Annotated in this window: 17 protein-coding genes; 2 read left to right on the forward strand and 15 right to left on the reverse strand. The window is 69.2% G+C overall.

Going from position 1 to position 20,599, the window contains the following annotated elements; genetic code table 11:
- Nucleotides 1–6: 6 nt before the first annotated feature.
- The 7 genes from AB0M65_RS04435 to AB0M65_RS04465 all read right to left on the reverse strand — a co-directional run bounded on the left by AB0M65_RS04435 (nucleotide 7) and on the right by AB0M65_RS04465 (nucleotide 9,984).
- The gene (locus AB0M65_RS04435) at nucleotides 7–867 is read right to left on the reverse strand and encodes an NAD(P)-dependent oxidoreductase (protein ID WP_364021243.1); all 861 of its coding nucleotides are present in this window, start codon (nucleotides 865–867) and stop codon (nucleotides 7–9) included.
- Nucleotides 868–900: 33 nt separating this feature from the next.
- Entirely contained in the window at nucleotides 901–2,088 is a 1,188-nt protein-coding gene (locus tag AB0M65_RS04440; RefSeq protein WP_364021246.1) for a Cmx/CmrA family chloramphenicol efflux MFS transporter, read from the reverse strand.
- 91 nt (nucleotides 2,089–2,179) lie between these two features.
- Nucleotides 2,180–2,758 carry a TetR family transcriptional regulator gene (locus tag AB0M65_RS04445; protein ID WP_364021249.1) on the reverse strand — a complete coding sequence of 193 codons (579 nt, stop codon included), beginning with the start codon at nucleotides 2,756–2,758 and terminating at the stop codon, nucleotides 2,180–2,182.
- Nucleotides 2,759–2,801: 43 nt separating this feature from the next.
- Nucleotides 2,802–4,025 carry an MFS transporter gene (locus tag AB0M65_RS04450; protein ID WP_364021252.1) on the reverse strand — a complete coding sequence of 408 codons (1,224 nt, stop codon included), beginning with the start codon at nucleotides 4,023–4,025 and terminating at the stop codon, nucleotides 2,802–2,804.
- A gap of 22 nt (nucleotides 4,026–4,047) precedes the next feature.
- Entirely contained in the window at nucleotides 4,048–4,794 is a 747-nt protein-coding gene (locus AB0M65_RS04455) for an arylmalonate decarboxylase (protein ID WP_364021255.1), read from the reverse strand.
- A gap of 78 nt (nucleotides 4,795–4,872) precedes the next feature.
- Nucleotides 4,873–8,664 carry an amino acid adenylation domain-containing protein gene (locus AB0M65_RS04460; RefSeq protein WP_364021258.1) on the reverse strand — a complete coding sequence of 1,264 codons (3,792 nt, stop codon included), beginning with the start codon at nucleotides 8,662–8,664 and terminating at the stop codon, nucleotides 4,873–4,875.
- Nucleotides 8,665–9,129: 465 nt separating this feature from the next.
- Entirely contained in the window at nucleotides 9,130–9,984 is an 855-nt protein-coding gene (locus tag AB0M65_RS04465) for an IclR family transcriptional regulator C-terminal domain-containing protein (protein ID WP_364021260.1), read from the reverse strand.
- Nucleotides 9,985–10,176: 192 nt separating this feature from the next.
- Here AB0M65_RS04465 and AB0M65_RS04470 point away from each other — a divergent pair, with 192 nt between their 5' ends.
- Complete coding sequence (locus AB0M65_RS04470) at nucleotides 10,177–11,043, forward strand: alpha/beta fold hydrolase (RefSeq protein ID WP_364021262.1); 867 nt, start codon at nucleotides 10,177–10,179, stop codon at nucleotides 11,041–11,043.
- Here AB0M65_RS04470 and AB0M65_RS04475 read toward each other — a convergent pair.
- The 6 genes from AB0M65_RS04475 to AB0M65_RS04500 all read right to left on the reverse strand — a co-directional run bounded on the left by AB0M65_RS04475 (nucleotide 11,012) and on the right by AB0M65_RS04500 (nucleotide 17,822).
- The gene (locus tag AB0M65_RS04475; RefSeq protein ID WP_364021265.1) at nucleotides 11,012–12,109 is read right to left on the reverse strand and encodes an NAD(P)-binding domain-containing protein; all 1,098 of its coding nucleotides are present in this window, start codon (nucleotides 12,107–12,109) and stop codon (nucleotides 11,012–11,014) included. The two genes, AB0M65_RS04470 and AB0M65_RS04475, sit on opposite strands and share 32 nt — an antisense overlap.
- Nucleotides 12,110–12,174: 65 nt before the next feature.
- Entirely contained in the window at nucleotides 12,175–12,813 is a 639-nt protein-coding gene (locus AB0M65_RS04480; RefSeq protein ID WP_364021268.1) for an SRPBCC family protein, read from the reverse strand.
- Between the two features lie 22 nt (nucleotides 12,814–12,835).
- Entirely contained in the window at nucleotides 12,836–13,690 is an 855-nt protein-coding gene (locus tag AB0M65_RS04485; RefSeq protein ID WP_364021271.1) for a xanthine dehydrogenase family protein subunit M, read from the reverse strand.
- Complete coding sequence (locus AB0M65_RS04490; RefSeq protein ID WP_364021274.1) at nucleotides 13,687–16,125, reverse strand: molybdopterin cofactor-binding domain-containing protein; 2,439 nt, start codon at nucleotides 16,123–16,125, stop codon at nucleotides 13,687–13,689. The genes AB0M65_RS04485 and AB0M65_RS04490 overlap by 4 nt, the downstream gene beginning before the upstream one ends.
- Nucleotides 16,125–16,655, reverse strand: a complete 531-nt coding sequence (locus AB0M65_RS04495) for a (2Fe-2S)-binding protein (RefSeq protein WP_364021278.1) — start codon at nucleotides 16,653–16,655, stop codon at nucleotides 16,125–16,127. Before AB0M65_RS04495 ends, AB0M65_RS04490 begins: the two co-directional genes overlap by 1 nt.
- A 231-nt stretch (nucleotides 16,656–16,886) precedes the next feature.
- A complete protein-coding gene (locus AB0M65_RS04500) occupies nucleotides 16,887–17,822 on the reverse strand; it encodes a pyridoxal-phosphate dependent enzyme (protein ID WP_364021281.1) in 936 nt (311 codons plus the stop codon).
- Nucleotides 17,823–17,892: 70 nt separating this feature from the next.
- Here AB0M65_RS04500 and AB0M65_RS04505 point away from each other — a divergent pair, with 70 nt between their 5' ends.
- Nucleotides 17,893–18,372, forward strand: a complete 480-nt coding sequence (locus tag AB0M65_RS04505; protein WP_364021284.1) for an Lrp/AsnC family transcriptional regulator — start codon at nucleotides 17,893–17,895, stop codon at nucleotides 18,370–18,372.
- Here AB0M65_RS04505 and AB0M65_RS04510 read toward each other — a convergent pair.
- Together AB0M65_RS04510 and AB0M65_RS04515 are read right to left on the reverse strand one after the other, a co-directional pair.
- Nucleotides 18,350–19,462 (reverse strand): XdhC/CoxI family protein, encoded by a 1,113-nt coding sequence (locus AB0M65_RS04510; protein WP_364021287.1) that lies wholly within the window; start codon nucleotides 19,460–19,462, stop codon nucleotides 18,350–18,352. The genes AB0M65_RS04505 and AB0M65_RS04510 overlap by 23 nt on opposite strands.
- Complete coding sequence (locus tag AB0M65_RS04515; protein ID WP_364021290.1) at nucleotides 19,455–20,561, reverse strand: VWA domain-containing protein; 1,107 nt, start codon at nucleotides 20,559–20,561, stop codon at nucleotides 19,455–19,457. Before AB0M65_RS04515 ends, AB0M65_RS04510 begins: the two co-directional genes overlap by 8 nt.
- Nucleotides 20,562–20,599 lie beyond the last annotated feature (38 nt).

A 20,599-nucleotide genomic window follows, 5' to 3' on the forward strand; every position in this document is an offset into this window, starting at 1 on the left:
CCGCGTTTACTTGTCGAAGCTCGCGAAGTAGCCGGCTGCCATGTCCTCGGCGCCGTGCCCGGCTTCGGACGCGCGGGCGAAGCGGGCCCGTCCGGCTTCGACGGCGTCCATCCGGACACCCGCGCGGGCCGCGGCTTCGAGGACCAGCCGGGCGTCCTTCTCGGCGTTGTCGACCGAGAACGCGGTGGTGTAGTCGTTCTTGAGGATGGCGGCGGACTTGCCCTGGAAATAACCGTTGTCCATCGGTCCGCCGGTGACGACGTCGACGAAGTGCCGAGGGTCGACGCCGAGGCCTTCGGCCAGCGCCAGTGCCTCGCCGACGCCGTGGGTCAGCGCGATCACCCAGGTGTTCAGCACCAGCTTGAGCCTGCTCGCGGCGCCGGAGCGGCCGTCTTCGCCCACCCACAGGGTGCGCTTGCCGATCGCGTCGAACAGTGGCTGGACGGTCTCGCGTGCTTCAGCGGGGCCCGCCGCCATCACGATCAGCGCGCCCTGTTCGGCGGGCTGGCGGGTGCCCTGCACGGGGGCGTCGACGAAGACGAGGCCTTGCTCGTCGGCGTACGCGACGAGTTCGTCGACGGCCTCGCCGACGGTGCTGAGCTGCACCCAGATCGTGCCGGCGGCGGGGGCGGCCGCGCGGATCGCTTCGAGTACGGCGGGGCCGTCGGTCAGCACGGTGACCACGACCGGCGCGCCCTCGGCAGCTTCAGCGGCGGTCGCCGCGACCTGGACGCCGTCCCCGGCCAGTGCTTCGGCCTTGGCCGCGGTGCGGTTCCAGGCACGGACGGCGAAGCCGGCCTTGCTCAGGTTGCGGGCCACCGGGGCGCCGATGATTCCGGTGCCGAGCACCGCGACGGATTCCGTCATGACTTGCCTTCACTCCTCGGGTAGCGACGAATTTCAGACGGCGGCCGGTTCCGGGCGCCGCGTATGCCCGGCGGCGTCCGCGCGCCGCCGCAGTACCCCGGACAGCACCGCCGAGGCCAGTCCGGCCAGTGCCAGCAGCGCCGCCGTCCAGGCGGGTGCGGTGAAGCCGAGCCCGGCGCCGATGGCGCTGCCACCGACCCACGGGCCGATCGTGTTGCCGACGTTGAACGCCGACGTGTTCGTCGTGGTCGCCAGTGTTGGCGCGTCACCGGCTTCACGCATCACTTGCGCCTGCAGCGCCGGGTTGATGGAGAAGGCCGCGATCCCGAACAAAGCGATCGCGCCGACCGTGACCACCTTGCTCTGCGCGGTCAGCGCGAGCAAGCCCAGCACGGCACCCATGACGGTGATGCCGACGTACAGGTTCGGCAGCGGGAACCGGTCGGCGAACCGGCCGCCGATGAAGCTGCCCGCCAGGCAGCCCGCGCCGAAGAGCACGAGCAGCAACGGGACGGCTCCCGCGGGGAAGCCGGTGATCTCGGTCAGCAACGGCGAAAGGTAGCTGAAGCAACAGAAGACGGCGGCCTGGGTCAGCATCGACGTGCTCAGCGCCACCCACACCCGGCCGTTGCGGAAGGCGGCGAACTCGGCGCCGATCCCGGCGTAGGGACCGTTGGGGCGTTTGGGAACCAGGAGGGCGACACCGGCCAACGCGAGGACGGCCAGTACCTCGACCGCCCAGAAACTCGCCCGCCAGCCCGCGTGCTGGCTCAGGAAGGTGCCTGCCGGGACGCCGACGACGTTGGCGACGGTCAGCCCGGCGAACATGATCGCCAGCGCCCGGCCGCGGCGGGCGGGGCCGGCGAGGTCGACGGCGACCACCGACCCGATCCCGAAGAACGCGCCCTGCGCGAGCGCCGCCACCACCCGCCCGGCCATGAGCGTGCTGTAGTCCGGCGCGACCGCGCAGACGAACTGCCCGGCGACGAACAGCCCGAGCAGGCCGAGCAACGCGTTCTTGCGGTTGACCCGCAGGGTGGCCAGTGTGAGCACCGGCCCGCCGATCGCGACGCCGAGGGCGTACCCGGAGATCAGCCAGCCCACCGCCGGGATCGACACGGAGAGATCACCCGCCAAGTCCGGGAGCAGCCCGGAAATCATGAACTCGGTCGTCCCGACGCAGAACACGGTGAGACCGAGTACGTAGACCGCGATGGGCACGGATGACTCCTTGGTTTTGGAACGTTCGTTAAAGAACGACGGCGAGAGAAAACCCGCGTTCGCGGGGGGTCACTTCACGACACCTGGAACATCACAGCGCCTGGATCGTGGTCTCGGTGATCTGGGTGAGCACCTGCCGGTCCGCCGTCCTGCCCAGTACCCGCAGGCCGTACATCGCGGCGAGGGTGAACTGCGCCAGCGCCCTCGGGTCCCGGGCGGCGCCGATCTCACCCTCCTGCCGCGCGGCGGTGAACTCGACGTACAGCGCGTTCTCGACGCGCTCGAAGTTGTGCCGGACGCGGGCGGTGACCTCGTCGTCGATCCCGCCGAGTTCGAGGGCGGCGTTGACGGCGAGGCATCCGCGATGTTCGGATGCCTCCGCCGTCTCGTCCTCGACCACGTCCATCAGCACGCGCCGGATCCGCTCCCGGATCGTGCCCGGCCCGGCCAGCATCTCCTCGACCCGCGTGGCGGACGTGTCCTCGTAGCGGCGCAACGCCTCCTCGAACAGGCGCTGCTTGCTCGTGAACGCGTGGTACAGGCTCCCCCGGCCCAGCCCGGTCCCGTCGACAAGGTCCTGGGCCGAGGTGGCCGCGTACCCCTTGCGCCAGAACGTGTCCACGGCGGCGTCGAGTACCTCGGTGGGATCGAATCCCTTCGGACGGGGCATGACACCAGCATGGCACGTTCTGTAACGATCAGTCAAATACCGGTCACGAAGAAACGCGGTGTCCTGGTTTGAACCCGTGCGCCCGCGCGAACCAGACCGTGACCAGCGCCAGCAGGCCCATCACGAGCAGCACCCACGGGAACGCGCCGACCCCCGCGGATTCCAGGAGCAGCCCGCCGACCAGCCCACCACCGGCGACGGCGAGGTTGAAGATGGTCACGAGCATGGACTGCGCGACGTCGGCGCCGTCACCGGCCGCGTCCGCGATCGCGGTCTGCAGCAGGGTCGGGGCGCCGCCGAAGGTGATACCCCAGGCGATGACACCGGCGAAGATCGCCACCGGCGAGTCGTGCCCGATGCCGAGGATCAGTGTCGCGAGCGCGAACCCGGCGAGGCTCGCGAGTGTGACCGCGCGCAGCCGCCGGTCGACCAGCACCCCGGTACCCCAGATGCCGGCGATCGCGGAAGCGCCGAACACCAGCAGGACGACGTCGACGCGGCCGCCGAGGCCCGCTTCCGCGACGAACGGCGCGATGTAGGTGTAGAGCACGTTGTGCGCGAGGATCCACAGGAAGATCACCAGCAGTACCGGGCGCACGCCAGGGGTCGTGAAGATCTCGCGGATCGGCTTGCGCTGTCCGGCGTCCTGGCCGGGCAGGTCGGGGACGAGGGTGCGGATCCACACCATCAGCGCGAGCGCGACCGCGGACATGATCCAGAAGACGCCCCGCCAGTCGAAGAGCGAGCCCAGCCAGGTGCCCAGCGGGACACCGAACGCGAGTGCGATCGGCTGCCCCACCCCGACGACGGCGAGGGCGCGGCCCTGCAGGTGCGCGGGGACCAGCTGCCGCGCGTACCCGGCCAGCACACCCCAGATCACGCCCGCCGCCATCCCGGCGACGAAGCGGGCTCCCAGGGTGAAGGAGTAGCTGGCCGACAACGCGGTGATCGTGTTGAAGACCAGCAGGCCCGCCACCGCGAACAGCAGCAGCGCCCGCCGGTTGAGCCGCCGGGTCGCCGCGATCACCGGGATGGCCGCCACCGCCGACCCGATGCCGTACAGGGTGACGAACTGGCCTGCCAGGCCTTCGGACACCGAGAGTCCGTTGCCGATCGCCGGGAGCAGGCCGGCGGGCATGGTCTCGGTCATGATCGCGAGGAAGCCGGCGGTGGTGAACGCCAGGAGCTTCCCCACCGGCAGCCGGTCGGACACGGCTTCCCGGCTTTGGCCGGGAACGGCCGTTTCGGTGTTGCCAGTACTACTCACGGATCTCTCCTCTGGTGGGTGTTCAGTGTTCCGACAGCAGGGAGCCGAAGCCGCGGACGCGGTCGGCGACGCCGTTCTGGCGCAAGGCGTGCCAGTACAGGACGGCGTTGTTCGAGATGACCGGCTTGCCGAGCCAGAACTCGGCGGCCGCGGCGAGACGCGCCATGGCGACGTTGGTGCCGACCTGGACGATCGCTTCGACGTCGGCGCTGTCGATCTCCTTGACCGCGTCCCGGAGTTCGACCTCGGAGACATGGGAGATCTTGGCGGGGCTCGGCATGCCAAGACCCTGGATGCTCAGCAGATCGTAGCCACTGTCTTTGAAGAAACGGCTCACCGAATCGTCGCCGACCGGCAGGTACGGCGTGATGACCGCGATCCGGCGGACGTCGTAGGCCGACAGCGCGGCCTTGATCGCGTCCGGGCTCATCGTCACGGGACGGCCACCGGCGGCCTCGCGCATCGAGCCGAGGACACGTTCGTGTGATTCCGCGCCTTCCCAGTAGCTTTCCGGTGAGACACCGACGATCACGACGCCGGGGTCGCAGCTGACGACACCCCGGATCGCCGGGTGGGTCGACTTCCGGATGCTGTGCATGACGTGGTCGAAACCGGGCTCGTCGACCATGGAGTCGTCGTTGATGATCATCCGGCCGGTGTGGTTGGTGACGCCGTCGGGGCGCATCGCGTCCACTTCCGGCTGAGCCGAGGTGTTGGTCGACGGCACGACGACGCCTACCTTGAGGCGGGGACCGAGAGAGTCCGTCACTTCGGGTTCTCCTTCGCATAATCGGTTTTCTTGACGACAAAGTGTCTGATGTGGACGTGTGGCACGGTTTCTCCCTGGTCAGCGTTCGAGCCGGGCACGGATCGCGGACACCAGCCCGGCGACCCCGGCTTCCTTGAGGACGCTGTAGTGGTCGCCTTCGAGCGTGATCACCTCCGGCGGCGTCGCCGAGTACCCGGAGCTGTTCTCGACGAACGAGTAGTCGTCGCCGACGGCCTTGAAGAGGGCCACCGGCGCGGCGATCCGCCGCTTCGCCAATTCGCGGAAGCTGTAGTCGAATTCGTAGGTCTGCTCGACGATCCGGACGATCCGCCGGATCAGCTGTTCGTCCAGTGACGGCAGCAGGTTCGCCACGAAGGCCACGAAGCCGTCTTCGTCGCGGACCGATTCCCGGCAGGCGCGCGGTTCCGGCCCGGAGATCGCCCCGATGAAGACCGACAACAGGATCGTCAGGTACGCCGGGTTCGTGTAGCTCGCCACCCGCTCACCGCCACCCGCGACCTCCGGGTTGCCGGGGCAGATCAGCAGCAGGTTCTCGACCTCCTGCCCCTGCTGTTCGAGCTGCCACGCCGTTTCGAAGGCGACCCGCGCACCGAACGAGTAGCCCCAGAGCGTGTACGGACCTTCCGGCTGGACGCGCCGGATCTCGGCGACGTCGGCCCTCGCCATCTCCTCGACGGTGGCATACGGCCGCTCGCCCGCGTTGACGCCATGCGCCTGCACGCCGTAGAACGACCGCCCCAGGCCGCTTTCCCCGGCCAGCAGCCGCAGGTTCATCGGGTACCCGCCGAGCCCTGGCCAGCAGAACACCGGGCTGTCCTCGCCGGAGGCCAACGGGACCAGCCGCGACGACGGCGTGCCGGAGTCCTCGCCGATGCGGGCGGCCAGTGCGGTCAGCTTCGGGCTCTCGAACACGACCTGCAGCGGCAACCGGGTTCCGAACTCGCGGTTGATCCGGTTCACCAGCGCGACCGCGGTCAGCGAGTTGCCGCCGGAAGCGAAGAAGTCGTCCTCCACCGAGACGTCGTCGTACTTCAGCGCTTTGCCCCACGCCTCGGCCAGCCACCGTTCGTGATTCGTCGACGGTGCGACATAGGGCGTGTCCCCGTTGGCCGACCGGACGGCGTCGGTGTCGGCCAGCGCGTGCGCGTCGACCTTTCCGTTGGCGGTCAACGGAAGTTCGTCCAGGACCAGCACCCGGTTCGGGATCATGTAGTCGGGCAGGGTCTGGGCCAGTTCGTCCCGGATGATCTCGGCCGGGCCCTTCATGTGGACGGCGTCTTCGAGCATGCCTTCGCTGTGCATTTGCTCCGGGCTGACCTTGCCGCCGACGAAGAAGTACGACGGCCCCGGCGCGATTCCCTGCCCGGCGAGGATGTCGTCGATCCGGCGAGCGGCGGGCAACGGGTTTCCGGTCTTCGAACTGTAACCCGAGGACATGAAGCCCAGCGCCAATCCGTTGCGCTGCAGGTGATGCAGCTTCATGCCGAGGCCGACGTACTCCAGCCATTCCTCGTTCGTCCGGCTGACGGCGGTGATCCCGAAGCCCGCGCGGTCGTACACCTGCTGGTTGATCGCGATCACGTGCTTGGCCTGGATCAGCTGATCCGAGAGCCGCTCGAAGTCCCCGTTCCGCCACCGGTAGGTGCCGGCCGTCAGCCCGTCGACCCGGCCGGGATGGGCCTGGACGAACAGTTCGATGTCGTCCCGTCTCGGCTCGTTGTCGTTGCTGCGCAAGGAGAACGAGCCGAGATAGTGATCGTCCCCGGCTGCACCCACGCGGACGGCCACCAGCGGGTCGAACGCCGACGGGCTGATCGTGAGGCCGTACCCCGGCAGGATCTCCTCGAATACGCCCGCCATATGCCCGGCCTCGAATTCGAGGACCTCGCGGATGTTGTTCTTGTACACCGGTTCGATGGCGCCGGTGCGGCCGATGAAGTGCACCGCGTTCCCGTCGCCCGTGCTGCCGGCGACCCGGACCAGCGTGTGGTCGACAGGGTGGTAGTAGTAGACCCCGGCGCCGAGGCCGTCGAGACCGCTGGTTTCCAGGTACAACTGCGTCGCGTACAGCGCGCCCGGCGACGCGTAGGAGTATTTCGGCAGCAACCGCTCTTCGCTCTGGAAGCGGCCGAACCACCGCATCAGCTCGCCCAATTCGGCGAACGTGAGGTCACCGGGTTCGCGGGAGTGACCGCTGACCGGGCCCGGTGTCAGAAGCGCGGCGAGGTCGTCACGGGTGACGGTGCCGCCCTCGTAGTAGCGATACGTCTTGCGGGCGAAGACTTCCCGCCGCTGATAGCCGGTTTCCTCCTTGCCCCGCAACACGATCGCCGGAAGACCCGCCGTGTCACGCACACCCGGATGGGACAACTGCGCCTTGACCTGCAGTTTGCTGGCCTTGGACTGGTGGTGCCCGCCGTGGTTGCCCTGGTCCATCAACGCGGCTTCCCGCGGGTTCAGCTCGACACAGGCGACGAGCGTCTTCGACCCGGTCCGCATGTCGTCGGTCACCACGGCCGCCGCCCGGCGCACCCACGTGTGCTCCTCGATCGCCACGGTGATCTCGTCCAGCTCGACGCGGTAACCCCGCAGCTTGACCTGATTGTCGGCGCGACCGGCGAACTGGATGGTTCCGTCGGGGTTCCAGTAGGCGAGATCCCCGGTGCGGTACAGGCGTTCGATCGGCACGAACGGGTTCGGCACGAACCGCTCGCGGGTCTGCTCCGGCCGGTTCAGGTAACCGCGGGCCAGCTGGACACCGCCGATGTACAGCTCCCCGATCTCCCCGATGTCGACCGGCGCGAGGTCGGTGTCGAGTACGAAGCACTGGGTGTTGTCGACCGGTACGCCGATCGAGATCATCCCGGCGCTCTCGTCGATCGTTTCCGGGTCGACGAGGTGGGCTGTCGCGTTGATCGTGCATTCGGTGGGTCCGTAGAGGTTCACCAGCCGCGCCGACGGCAGCTCACGGGCGAGTTCCTTGGCCAGCTGACGCGTCAGCGCCTCGCCGCCGGAGAACAGCTTCCGCAACGAGGTGCAGGTCGCGAGGCGTTCCGTGTCGAGCAGTGCCTGCAGCAGCGTCGGGACGCACTGCAACGTGGTGACGTCGTGCTTCACCACGGCGTCGATCAGGGCTTCGGGATCACGGAAACTCCCCGGCGCGCTCATCACCACGCGGGCGCCCGCGGCGGGGGCCAGGATCTCCCACTGCGCGGCGTCGAAGCTCATCGGCGTCTTCTGCAGCACCGTGACCCCGGGGGCCAGGTGACCGCACGCCTGCAGCCAGCGCATCTGGGACACGACGCTGCGGTGCTCGATCATCACGCCCTTCGGCTTGCCGGTGCTGCCTGAGGTGTAGATGACGTACGCGAGCGAATCCGGCCGGGGACCGCGCGGGACCGGGCCCTCCGCGCCGCGGACGTCGTCCACCGACACGATCCGCGTCCCGGCGGGCACCAGCCCGGCGAGCCGTCCGGCGAGATGCGGCTGCGTGACGACGACGCCGGTGCGGCTGTCTTCGAGCATGTACCGGAGCCGGTCTTCCGGGTACTCCGGCGACAAGGGCAGATAGGCGGCGCCGGCGGCGAGGATGCCCCACGCGCCGATCATCAGGTCGGCGGACGGCTCGACGTAGAGGCCGACGGGGTCGTCCGCGCCGATCCCCAGCCCGGCGAGGTGGACGGCGAGTTCCACACTCGCGTCTTCGAGACGGCGATAGGTCAGTGCTCGGTCGCCGTCGACGACGGCGAGGGCTTCCGGCTGCGTCCTCGACCAGTGTCCGAGCAGATCCGGAAGGCAGGTACTGGAACGGATACGGTGAAACGGTGCGACGTTCTCGGTCGACGTCATGATCTTTTCCCTAGGCAAGGTCGTCCCCCATTGCGAATTTCGTGGTCTCGCGCACCACGCCTGGCGAAAGGTACGGTGTCGATGCGCTACTCCTGCTCCCCCGAACAAAGGAGTGGCGTGGACATCGCGAGATACCAGCCGAGGCAAATCCGCCGGGATATTCCCGATCCGGATCGCGAATCCCGGCGGCATCCTCATCAAACATTCCCTGGCACGCCGCGGTCAACCTGCCGAAAAACGCTCTCAGCTGGGGTTTCTCCAGTGCCGAGAGAATGGGGATTATGACAAGGGTCTCCTTTCTCGCGTACCGAGAAAGGCTAATCCGAAAATCTTTCACGAACTGGTCCATAGGTTCGCATGCGAAAGGCCCCGACGTCGCCGAGGCGATACCGGGGCCTTTCAGGAGTCGGCTTTCAGTAGTCGGCTCAGTGGTCGGCTTTCAGGAGTCGGCTTTCTGTGGTCGGCTCAGTGGTCGAGGATCAGCCGCTGCACCGCGGCGGCCGCGGAGCGTACGGCGTCGACGTGGGTGCCCTTGGCCGCGGAAAGCGGCGCGGGGATCATCACCGTGACGGCGCCGACGACGACATCACCCCACAGCACCGGGGCCGCGAAGGAATTCCAGCCCTGGGCGCACTCTTCGAGCCCGATCGCGTACCCCTTCGCGCGGATTCCCGCGAGCGAACCGAGCAGCCGCGCGCGATCGCGGTACGCCCCCGGCCCCATCCCGTCCGGGACCGGCTCGTCCGCGACGCGCTGCCGGACCGATTCGGGCAGGTAGGCCAGGATCGCCCGGCCCGACGCGCCGACGCGCAGGGACTGGTGGGAGGCCAGCAGTTCCCGCGGGGACAGCCCGATCTCGGTCAGATCGGAGGCCCCGACCGCCATTTCGACGCATTGGCGCTGCACGCCGCCCAGCCGGGTCAGGCCGTAGAGGAACGCGAGCCCGCCGCCGGTCCTGGCGCGCAGGCGGTTCAGGACGAGGTCGAGCGAGGCGCGATCGACGCCCTGTTCGAGTGCTTCGATACCGAGTTTCGCCGCCTCCGGACCCAGCCGGTACCGGCCACGGCCGACGCGCACGAACGTCCCGTGGGCCACCCCCGAGCGAAGGATGCGGTGCACGGCGGAATCGTCGACCCCGGCGGCCTTGGTCAGTTCCGCGAGCCCTCGGATCCCGCCGCCGAGTTCGGCGAACGCCTGCTGGACCCGGAAGACCCGTTCGGCGTGATTACTCCCCCCGGAGTTCCCCGGCTCGCCGTGCCATCCGGCACGCGGCCGGGTGCCGGTATGCCCGGTGGCCGAGCGCGAATCGACGATGGTCATCTGTTTCCACTCCCCCTGGTGTGTCAGAACCCCTCACCACCCTGACCGACGGCCACCACCGCGACAAGGCTTCCCTTCTTAAATCTCCGTCAAGTCTCGAATTCGCCCTGGTGACGGACCTTTGCGGCGATGATCACCGCCCCATCGGGCAACGGCGTCCGGCGGCCACCGGAATCGGCCACACTCGAAAGCATGATTCCCACTTTCGTCTTCGTACACGGTTCCGGGAGCGCGGCGCACGGCTGGTCGGCCACCCAGCGGGAGATGGCGGCACGCGGGCACCGGACCCTCGCGATCGATCTTCCCGGCCGGGGCGCAGGATTCACCCGCGCGTATTACGAACAGGACCTCGAAACATTCGCGGCGGAACCGTCGGCGGTGCGCGGGCTGACCGCGGCCGACTTCATCGCGGCCGTCGTCGACACCGTCCACCTGGTGCGGCGCCACGGCCCGGTCGTCCTGGTCGCGCACAGTTTCGGCGGGCTCCCGATCACCGCCGCCGCCAACGCGCTCCCCGAACTGATCGATCACCTCGTCTACATCGCCGCGCAGTGCCCGGTGAACCGCGCCCCCGGGGAATACCCGGCACTGCCCGAATGGTCGTCGTCCGCGTTGTTCCCCGCCACCGCGCCGCTGCTCGTCGGCGACCCGGCGGTGCGAGGATTCCTGCGGGTCAATTGGCGGGGTGCCGATCGCGAACAGCGGGAGGCGCTGCGGAACGCCATCGCCGCCGAATTCACCGAAGACGAGTTCCTCACGGTGATGCTCACGAGCCAGCCGGACGAGGTGTTCTGGCTGACCGGTCCCGAGTGGGATCACCGCGCCGGCAAGGACTCGTGGGGCAGGATCCCGCGCACCTTCGTCAAACTGACCGAGGATCGCTCCATGCCCCTCGCCGTCCAGGACCTCTACATCGCCGAGGGCGACGCGCTCACGCCGGACAACCCGTTCGACGTCCGGGAGGTGAAGAGCAGTCACGCCGGTTTCTTCCGGAAGCCCGCGGAGCTGGTGGACATCCTCGACGAGCTCAGCGGCCGAGCAGGCGCCGGAGCTCGGTGACGGCCGCGCGGCCCGCCCGGTTCGCGCCGACGGTGCTGGCCGAAGGGCCGTAGCCGACCAGGTGCAGCCGTGGTTCGGCGACGACCCGGGTGCCGTCCATCCGGATCCCGCCGCCGGGACCACGCAGGCGCAGCGGCGCGAGGTGGTCGATGGCGGCACGGAAGCCGGTGGCCCACAGGATGACGTCGACGGGTTCGGCGGTGCCGTCGGCCCACTCGACGCCGTCCGGGGTGATCCGCTCGAACATCGGGTGGCGGTCGAGGATCCCCGCGTCCCTTCCCGCCCGCACCTCGGGCGTCACCGCCAGGTCGGTCACGCTGACGACGCTCTCCGGCGGCAGTCCCTCGCGGACCCGCCTTTCGACCCTGGCGACGGCCTCGCGGCCCCAGTCCTCGCTGAACGGCTCGTCGCGCCAGACCGGCGGACGGCGGGTCACCCAGCGCGTCGAGCGGGCGAAGGGCGCGACCTCCAGCAGCAGCTGGATGGCCGAGGAGCCCCCACCGACCACGAGGACACGCTTCCCGCGGAAGTCGCCGACGCCGGTGTAATCGGCGGTGTGCAGCTGGCGGCCGCGGAAGGTCTCCTGGCCAGGGTAGTACGGCCAGAACGGCCGGTCCCAGGTGCCGGTCGCGCTGATCACCGCGCGGGCCGCCCACGTCTCCGTCGCGCTGGCGACCACCAGCCGGTCTTCCTCGCCGCTCACCGACAGGACGTCGACGGGGCGATGGACCGGCAGGTCGTAGGTGCGCTCGAAGCGGCCGAAGTACTCGGAGACGACCTCGGCCGCGGGCAGCTTCGGATCCGGGGTACCGAAGCTCATCCCGGGGAGGTCGTAGATGCCGTGGACCTTCTCCACGACCAGCGACGGCCAGCGGTACTGCCACGCGCCACCCGGGCGTTTGCCGTGATCGAGCACGACGAAACCACCGCCCGAGGCACTTGTTCCCGCCGAGTGCGCCTTTGCGCTGTCGTTCGCGAAGCCGGCGCGGCGCAAGTGATACGCCGCCGACAGACCGGCCTGGCCCGCCCCGATCACCGCCACGTCGACTTCGTGATCCGCCTTCATACCGGGTTCAACGGCGGGCCGCTCCGGCTATTTCCTTCTCTGTCACAGCGCGCTGTAGGTCACAGTCAGCGTTTCAGTGCCCGCACGATCGCGACGAGTGCGAGCAGCCCGGCCAGCGCGACGAGCACCGGTGCCAGCCGTTTGACCACCGACTCGCCCGCGTACTCCATCAGGTCGATGGCTTCGCCTTGCGGCGCCGGTTTCACCGCTTTCAACGGCGGACGCTCTTGAGGTTCGGGTTTCGCCGGTTCCGGCTCGGCCATGGCGGCGAGCTTGCCGGACAGGCAGTCCGCGAACGCGTCGAGGATCTTGCCGCCGACCTCGGAGATCAGCCCTCGCCCGAACTGCGCGGGCTTCCCGGTGACGGCCAGGTCGGTGGCGACGGCGCCGTGGGTGACGCCGTCCTTCTCGGTCAGGGTGAGGGTGACCGTCGCCGACGCCGTACCCGCACCGCGGGCATCCTTGCCGGACGCCTTGATCACCACCCGCCTCGCGTCCGCGTCCTTCTCGACGAACTCGCCGGATCCCTTGTAGAGCAAGGAGATCGGCCCGAGCTTGACCTTCACCGTGCCTTTGAAGGTGTCGCCTTCGACGCCGGTGATGGTGGCACCGGGCAGGCACGGCGCCACCCGTTCCGGGTCGACGACGGCCTGCCAGACCTCGTCGACCGGGGCCGGCACGGTGAACGCGTGGTCAAGCCGCACGGGCCGACCTCCTTTTCCTGCTCTAAGAACCTGCCGCGGCGAGGACCGCCCGGCCGGTCAGCACCCTGGCGAGGTGCCGGCGGTACTCGACGTCGGAGTTGCCGTCCGCCGTCGGGTTCGTGCCTTCGGCAGCGCGTTCCGCCGCGCCGCGGATCGCTTCGGCGGTGGCCGGGACACCGACCAGCGCCGCCTCGACCCCGGCGGCCCGCACCGGCGTCGAGCCCATGTTGGTGAGCGCGACCCGCGCCTCCTCGATGGTGCCCGCCTCGACGCGGACGCAGGCCGCGACCGCGACCATCGACCACGCCTGCGCGACCCGGTTGAACTTCTCGTAGTGGGCACTCCAGCCGGTGTGTTTCGGCACGCGGACCTCGACCAGGATCTCGTCCGCGGCGAGCGCCGTGGTGAACATGTCCTGGAAGAAGCCGGCCGCGGCGACCGTCCGCCGCCCGTTCGGCCCGGCGACGACGAGTTCGCAGCCGAGCGCGAGGACCGGCGCCGGCAGGTCACCGGCGGGATCGGCGTGCGCGATGGCGCCGCCGAACGTGCCGCGATGACGGATCTGCGGATCGGCCACCGTGTCGGTGGCGGCCTTGAGCAACGCGGCGTGCTCGGCGATCAGCGCGTCACGCTGGACGTCGTAGTGCGTGGTCATCGAACCGATGACCAGTGCGTCGCCGTCCTCGCGGACACCACGCAGCTCGCCGACCTTCCCGAGGTCGATCAGCGTGGCCGGCGTGGCGAGCCGCATCCGCAGCACCGGCAGCAGGCTCTGCCCGCCCGCCAGTATCTTGGCGTCCTCACCCGCTTCGGCGAGGGCACTCACCGCTTCGTCCACTGTGGACGGAGCTATGTACTCGAACGGGGCGGGGATCACCGGGCACCTCCGGAAGCGTCGACCGAACCGAGACCGCCGCCGGCTTCGGAACCCAAACCGCCCTCCGCGACCGACTGGTGCTGGATGGCGTGCCAGACCCGCATCGGGGTCAGCGGCATTTCGATGTCGTTCACCCCGAACTGCCGGACGGCGTCGACAACGGCGTTGACCACCGCCGGCGTCGAGGCGATCGTGCCTGCCTCGCCGACTCCCTTGGCGCCCAACGGGTTCGTCGTCGACGGTGTCTCGGTGCGGTCGGTGGTGAAACTGGGCAGGTCGGCCGCCGACGGGAGCAGATAGTCGGCGAACGTCCCGGTGGTCAGCGTGCCGCCCTCGTCGTGGACGGCCTCCTCGAACAACGCCTGCGCGATTCCCTGCGCGAGCCCGCCGTGCACCTGGCCTTCGACGATCAGCGGGTTGACCACCACACCGACGTCGTCGACGCAGACGTAGGAACGCAGCTTCACCCGTCCGGTCTCCGTGTCGACCTCGGCGGCGCACAAATGCGTGCCGTGCGGGAAGGAGAAGTTCTCCGGATCGAACGTGTCCGCCGAATCCAGCGAGGGTTCGATCCCGTCCGGCAGATCGTGCGCGGAGAACACGGCCCACGCGATGTCCTGGAGGGACGTCGACGAATCCGTGCCCTTGACGGAGAACTTGCCCGCGTCGAATTCGAGGTCGTCCTCGGAGCATTCCATCATGTGCGCGGCGATCGGCTTCGCCTTGGCGAGCACCTTGTCCGCCGCCCTGACGACCGCGACCCCGCCGACCACCAGCGACCGGGAGCCGTAGGTGTCCATGCCCTTGTGCGAGGACTGGGTGTCGCCGTGGAGGACCTCGATGTCCTCGAACGGGACACCGAGTTTGTCGGCGACGATCTGGCTCCACGCCGTCTCGTGGCCCTGACCGTGCGCGGAGGCGCCGGTGATCACCTCGATCTTGCCGGTGGGCAGCACCCGGATCTCCGCGTGCTCCCAGCCGCCCGCCGCGTAGTCGAGTGAGCCGAGCACCCGCGACGGCGCCAGGCCGCACATCTCGGTGAACGTCGAGATCCCGATGCCGAGCTGGACCGGGTCACCCGCTTCCCGACGCTCCCGCTGCTCACGGCGAAGGCCGTCGTAGTCGAAAAGTTCCTTGGCCTTGGCGGTGGCGGCCTCGTAGTTGCCCGAGTCGTAGGTCAGCCCGGCCACCGTGGTGAACGGGAACTCCTCGTGCTTGATCCAGTTCTTCTCGCGGATCTCCATCGGGTCCATGCCCAGCTCGACGGCGAGCTCGTCCATGATCCGCTCGATCCCGAACGTGGCCTCCGGCCGCCCGGCGCCGCGATAGGCGTCGGTGAGCGTGGTGTTGGTGAACACGTTGGTGCAGGCGAAATGGTACGCCGGGAACTTGTAGATGGCGTTGAACATGAACGCGCCGAGGATCGGCACGCCGGGCCCGACGAGACCGAGATACGCACCCATGTCGGCGAGCAGTTCGACCTTGAGCCCGGTCACCGTGCCGTCGCGGTTCGCGGTGACGGTGATGTCCTGGATCTGGTCGCGGCCGTGGTGCGCGGCGACCATCGTCTCCGAACGGGACTCGGTCCACTTGACCGGTTTCCCGAGCCGCTGTGCGATCAGCGTCGACATCATTTCCTCGGGCAGCACGGCGATCTTGCCGCCGAAACCACCGCCGACGTCCGGCGCGATCACCCGCACCTTGTGCTCGGGGATGCCGAGCGTGGCCGCGGTCATCGTCTTGAGGATATGCGGGACCTGGGTGGCCGACCACATGACCAGCTGGTTGCCGGTCGGGTCGACGACACACGCGCGTGGTTCCATGAACGCGGGCACCAGGCGCTGCTGACGGAACCGGCGTTTGAGCACGACCTCGGAATTCGCGATCGCGTCCTCGACGTCGGATCCCGTTCCCGCGGCCGCGGAATCGAAGACCCACAAGGCGTTCTGATTGGTGCCGAGTTCTTCGTGCACCAGCGGCGCGCCCTCGGCGAGCGCGTTCTCGAGCCCGAGGACAACCGGCAGTTCGTCGTAATCGACGTCGATCCCTTCGAGCGCGTCGTGCGCTTCGGCCGATGTACGTGCGACGACCACCGCGACACCTTCGCCGGCGAAGTTCACCGTGTCCGACGCGAGAATGGGCCTGCGCGGCGCTTTCATGTCCGGCGTGATCGGCCACGCGCACGGCATGCCGATGGCGCTTTCGGGGTCGAGGTCCTTCCCCGTGTACACCGCGATGACACCCGGTGCGGACTTCGCCTCGGACGTGTCGATCGAGACGATCTTGGCGTGTGCGAACGGGCTGCGGAGCACGGCGAGGTGCAGCATGCCCGGCAGGGTCAGGTTGTCGGTCCAGCGCGTACGGCCGGCGATGAGGCGTTCGTCCTCCTTGCGGCGGCGGGCCTTGCCGACCTCCGGTTCGATCGTGGAGGTCATCACTCACCACCCGCGCCAACGCGGGAGGCGGTGTCCGAAGCGAGCCTTTCGGCTTCCGGCCCGGCGCCGGGCCGCATCTGATGGGCGGCGTCGCGTACCGCGCGGACGATGTTCTGGTAGCCCGTGCAGCGGCACAAGTTGCCTTCGAGTCCTTCTCGGACGGCCTTTTCGTCCGGGTCGGGATTGTCGGCCAGCAGGTCTATCGACTGCATGATCATCCCGGGCGTGCAGAATCCGCATTGGAGGGCATGGTTTTCGTGGAAGGCCTTCTGCACGGGATGTAACTGGCCGTCACGGGCGAGTCCCTCGATCGTGGCGACCTCGCAGCCGTCGGCCTGTACCGCGAGTACCGAACAGGATTTCACGCTGTGGCCGTCGAGATGGACGGTGCACGCGCCGCAGTTGCTGGTGTCGCAGCCGACGACAGTACCCACTTTCCCGACCTGTTCGCGCAGATAGTGCACAAGCAGCGTGCGGGGCTCGACTTCGTCTGTGTAGCTGGTGCCGTCGACGGTGACGGTGATGCGCATCAGGCCTCCAAAAGCAAAGCGAAACCCCGCGCTGGTCCGGGGTCGTTCGGGAGCGGCCGGTCATTCGGGTTGTCACGGACCGACCCCGGGCGACCGTGATCGGACTCACAGCCGAGCGTGCTACTTCTGCCCGGCCGGGACAACCCCCACCAGGGGGTGGTTCCCGGCCGGGTCCGCAGATGCGTTGTCAGCTCAGGGTTTTCACCGCAAGCGCGGCGGCTCTCTTGGTGTTCAACCCGCCATGCCGAGCACCGAGAGATCCGCGTTCGCCCCCGTCACCACGGTGGCGGCGAAATCGCCTGGGATGTCGTGCACGGTCAGCGCGGCCAGGCCGGCGGCGCCCGCGGGTTCCGGGACGACGCCGAGGGTCTCCGCGCCCAGCCGCATGGCCGCCCGCAGATCGTCGTCGCCGACCAGCACGAAGTCGTCGATGAGCGACCGCAGACGCCGGACGGATTCCGGTTCCGGCGTCCGGATCGAGATCCCACCGGCGAACCAGTTCGCCCGGTCCGCGGTGATCGGCTTCCCCGCCTTCCAGCTCCTCTCCATGGCGGGCGCGGACGTGGTGCCGACGCCGACCACGCGGACGTCCGGCGAGTGGGCCTTGAGCCAGAGCGCGACCCCGGCGATCAGCGCGCCGTCACCCACCGGGAGTACGACCGTGTCGATCCCCTTCACCCGTGCCAGTTCCATCCCGATCGTGCCCGCGCCTTCGGAGATCGCGGGTTCGCGGCCGTCGACCACGAAGACGCGATCCGGGGCCTCGGCGGCGAAGGCGGCCGCGGCGACCTTCGCCTCGCCCTCGACCCGGCGCACCCTCGCGCCCAAGGCCTTCATCCGGCGCAGTTTGACCGGGGCGACGCCGGCGGGGACGAACAACTCGGCCCGCAAACCGTACTTGCGAGCGGCGAACGCGACGGCCTGCCCGAAGTTGCCGGAGGTCCCGCACACCACGGTCGTCCCCGGCTCCAGCCCGGCGGCGAAGTACTCCGCGCCGCGGCCTTTGAAGCTGCGCAACGGGTTCAGCGTCTCGATCTTCACCAGCACGCGCCGTCCGAGCCGGTCGTTCAGCTGTTCGTCGCTGTACTGCGGGGAATTCAGGAAAACGGGGTCGATCACCTTCGCCGCTTCGGCGACGTGGTCCAGCTGCAGGTCGATGTCGGTCATGAAGCCCAAACTAGGCGGGAGGGCGAGCATCACGATTGTAAAATTTCCCGTCCGCGTGCAAAAATCTTGCGTGACCCTCGACGAGATCGACCATCTGCTGCTCGACCTCGTCCAGGTCGACGCGGCCCGCCCGCTGCACGAATTCGGCGACGCCGTCGGCCTTTCCCCGAGCGCGGTCCAGCGAAGGCTGACCCGGCTGCGCGCGGCGGGCGTGATCCGCGCGGAGGTCGCCGTACTCGATCCGGAGGCGCTGGGCGCCGGGATGACGTCGGTCATCCTGATCGCGCTGACGGACGACGACGTCGAGCACCACGACGCGTTCCGCGCGCGGATGCTGGCCGAACCGCGGGTGCAGCACTGCTACAGCATCGTGGGGCAATGGGACTACGTCGTCGTCCTGCTCACTCACGACCTGAAAGCGAGCAGGTCCCTTTCCCGCGCGCTGTTCACCGAGCACGTCAAACGCTTCGAAACGCTGCCCGCGTTCGACGTGGTCAAATCGAGTCAGGCGGTCCCGGTACCCGGCGTCAGCCGTGGATCCGGCCGCTGAGCGCGGCCAGCCGCGAACCCGACCCGCTCCACCGCAGCGCGATGATCTCCGCGGCGATCGACACTGCGGTCTCCTCCGGTGTCCGCGCGCCGAGATCGAGGCCGATCGGCGAGGACAGCCGTGCGAGTTCCGCCTCGGTGACCCCGGCCTCGCGCAGCCGCGCGAACCGGTCGTCATGGGTCTTGCGGGAACCCATCGCGCCGACGTAGCCGACGTCGAGCCGCAACGCGACCTCCAGCAGTGGCACGTCGAACTTCGGGTCGTGCGTGAGTACGGCGATCGCCGTGCGGGGATCGATCCGGCCCGCGTCGGCCTCGGCCTTCAGGTAGCGGTGCGGCCAGTCGACGACGACCTCGTGCGCGTCGGGGAACCGGCTCTTCGTCGCGAACACGGGCCGCGCGTCGCAGACCGTGACCTGGTAGCCGAGGTACGTGCCCATTTTCGCCATCGCGGCGGCGAAGTCGATGGCACCGAAGACCAGCAGGCGCGCGGGTGGTTCGAAGGAGTTGACGAAGACCGTCATCCCCTCGCCGCGGCGCTGCCCGTCCGGCCCGTAGCGCAGGGTGCCGCTGCGGCCGCCCACAAGCATGCCGCGCGCGTCGTCGGCGACGGCGTCGTCCATCCGCGACGAGCCGAGTGAACCGGTGACCCGGTCCGGCCAGACGATCAGATGCTCGCCGACCAGCCCTTCCCGTTCGTGCTCGACCACGGTCACGACCGCGACCGGCTGTCCCTCGTGGACCGATTCGACGACGTCGCCGAGTTCCGGCATCGAATCGCGGTCGACGTGCTGGACGTAGATGTCGATGATCCCGCCGCAGGTCAGCCCCACCGCGAACGCGTCGTCGTCGGTGACGCCATAGCGCTGCAGCACGGGCGCGCGATCGGCCACCACCTGCTGCGCGAGTTCGTAGACGGCGCCTTCGACGCAGCCGCCGGAGACGCTGCCGGTCACCGTGCCGTCCGGCGCGACGAGCATCGCGGCACCCGGGCTCCGCGGCGCCGACGAGAACGTCGCCACCACGGTGCCGACCCCCACCGTCTCCCCGGCAGCCCAGCGGCGGTGCAGTTCATCCAGTACGTCACGCATCGGCGATCTCCACCAGCAGTCGTTCCAACGTGGCCAAGCTGTGCCCGGCGAGCAGCCGATCGAGGTACGGAAGCGCGGCCACGATGCCGGACTGCACGGGAGCGTAACCCGCACGCCCCGCGTGCGGGTTAACCCAGAGTACGGCGTGTGCGAGCCGTCGCAGCCTGGCAAGCTGCTCGGCGAGCAGTCCCGGGTCGCCCCGTTCCCAGCCGTCGGAGAACACGGTGACCACGGATCGCCTGGCCACGCCTCGTTGTCCCCAGCGATCGAGGAAGGCTCGCAAGGTCTCGCCGAGTCTGGTCCCGCCCGCGAAATCGGGGACCGCGGCGGCCGCGGCGAGCATCGCGTACTCGGGGTCGCGCAGCCGCAGCTGACGCGAAACCCTGGTGAGCCGGGTACCCAGGGTGAACACTTCGACCCGGCCGGGTGCGGTCCGCGTGACGACGTGCGCGAACCGCAGGAGTGCGTCGGCGTACGGGCCCATCGAGCCCGAGACGTCGATCAGGAACACGAGACGGCGTGGTTTGACGCCCCGGCGCCGGTACGCCAGGCGCACGGGCTCGCCGCCGCCCGCCAGCATCGCCCGCAGTGTGCGCGCCGGGTCGAGCGTGCCGCGTTTGGCCGCGCGACGGCGCGGAGACGACCTCAGCGGAAGGACCGGGCGCAGTTTCGCCAGCAGCTCCCGCAGGTGAGCGCGTTCGGCGGCGCTCAGCCCGGCGAGGTCGCGATGCCGAAGGACCTCGTCGTCGCTCGCCGCCACACGGAGCTGATCGGGCTCGGCTCCGGTCTCACCCTCGCCGGACGGGACCTGTGTGAGGGCGGCGATCCTGGCGCGCTTCGGGACCGCTTGCCTGCTTCGCCGTCGTGGCCGGGCTTCGGCGGCGGTGAACCAGCCATCGAACGCGGCGTCGTAACGCGGGAGGTCGTCGGGATCGGAGCACAGCGTCAGGCGTCCGGCCCAGTACAGCTGCTCGGGATCGGCCAGGTCGACCTCGCCGACGGCCGCCAGATACGCCTGGACTCGGTGCGCGTCACACGACAAGCCCGCTTCGCGCAAAGCCTCCGCGAAGCCGACGAAACCCGCCAGTGGATCGCTCACTCCTCCATTGTGCGCGCGTTTCGTCCTCTGGTTGCGGT

This window comes from Amycolatopsis sp. NPDC051071 (assembly GCF_040682875.1).
GTDB lineage: Bacteria > Actinomycetota > Actinomycetes > Mycobacteriales > Pseudonocardiaceae > Amycolatopsis.

Excerpts from the sequence above, each read along its gene's own strand:
- AB0M65_RS04435 (WP_364021243.1), bottom strand. The coding sequence starts at position 867 with ATGACGGAATCCGTCGCGGTGCTCGGCACCGGAATCATCGGCGCCCCG.
- AB0M65_RS04510 (WP_364021287.1), bottom strand. The coding sequence starts at position 19,462 with ATGCGTGACGTACTGGATGAACTGCACCGCCGCTGGGCTGCCGGGGAG.
- AB0M65_RS04460 (WP_364021258.1), bottom strand. The coding sequence starts at position 8,664 with ATGACGTCGACCGAGAACGTCGCACCGTTTCACCGTATCCGTTCCAGT.
- AB0M65_RS04465 (WP_364021260.1), bottom strand. The coding sequence starts at position 9,984 with ATGACCATCGTCGATTCGCGCTCGGCCACCGGGCATACCGGCACCCGG.
- AB0M65_RS04490 (WP_364021274.1), bottom strand. The coding sequence starts at position 16,125 with ATGACCTCCACGATCGAACCGGAGGTCGGCAAGGCCCGCCGCCGCAAG.
- AB0M65_RS04445 (WP_364021249.1), bottom strand. The coding sequence starts at position 2,758 with ATGCCCCGTCCGAAGGGATTCGATCCCACCGAGGTACTCGACGCCGCC.
- AB0M65_RS04495 (WP_364021278.1), bottom strand. The coding sequence starts at position 16,655 with ATGCGCATCACCGTCACCGTCGACGGCACCAGCTACACAGACGAAGTC.
- AB0M65_RS04500 (WP_364021281.1), bottom strand. The coding sequence starts at position 17,822 with ATGACCGACATCGACCTGCAGCTGGACCACGTCGCCGAAGCGGCGAAG.
- AB0M65_RS04475 (WP_364021265.1), bottom strand. The coding sequence starts at position 12,109 with ATGAAGGCGGATCACGAAGTCGACGTGGCGGTGATCGGGGCGGGCCAG.
- AB0M65_RS04470 (WP_364021262.1), top strand. The coding sequence starts at position 10,177 with ATGATTCCCACTTTCGTCTTCGTACACGGTTCCGGGAGCGCGGCGCAC.